This window comes from Rhodobacter sp. TJ_12 (genome assembly GCF_020023995.1).
GTDB lineage: Bacteria > Pseudomonadota > Alphaproteobacteria > Rhodobacterales > Rhodobacteraceae > Rhodobacter.
In genome coordinates this window covers 1-503 of sequence record NZ_NRRD01000110.1, presented here as the reverse complement: position 1 = coordinate 503, position 503 = coordinate 1, and the positions used below count along the sequence as shown (strand labels likewise).

Genomic DNA, 503 nt, shown 5'->3' with positions numbered 1-503 from the left:
CCCCTGCCCGAGCGCCCGCGGCAGCAGAAGCCGCAGCGTGTCCTCGGCCGAGGAGCGCGTCAGGTGATAGAACATCACGACCCCCACGCGGCCCGCCTCTCCTTCAGTCTGGTCCAAATATCCCGGGGTCCGGGGCAGAGCCCCGGCGGGTCGAACCGCCGGGACCTCACCGGTCCCGGCGCGCCCTGTCTCACGTCTCCAGCATGTCCCGGATCATCCGGTCGAGCGCCAGCACCCCCCAGCCGGTGGCGCCCTTCGGCGCCAGCGCCGTGTCCGATTTCAGCAGCGCCGTGCCCGCGATGTCGAGATGGATCCAGGGCGTCTCGGGCTTCACGAAGCGGCGCAGGAAATGGGCCGCAGTGATCGAGCCCGCCTCGCGGCCGCAGGAGTTGCGCATGTCCGCGATCCGCGACTTCAGCATCTCGTCGTAGCGCTCGCCCATCGGCATCCGCCAGGCGCCCTCGCCCTCCGCCTCGGCGGCCTTCAGGAAGGCGCCGCAGAAG

At 71.4% G+C, this 503-nt stretch carries 1 pseudogene; it reads right to left on the bottom strand.

The features are described from left to right. Positions 1–190: 190 nt before the first annotated feature. Positions 191–503: pseudogene (locus CKO11_RS17445) on the bottom strand (leucyl aminopeptidase); the annotation flags it as partial.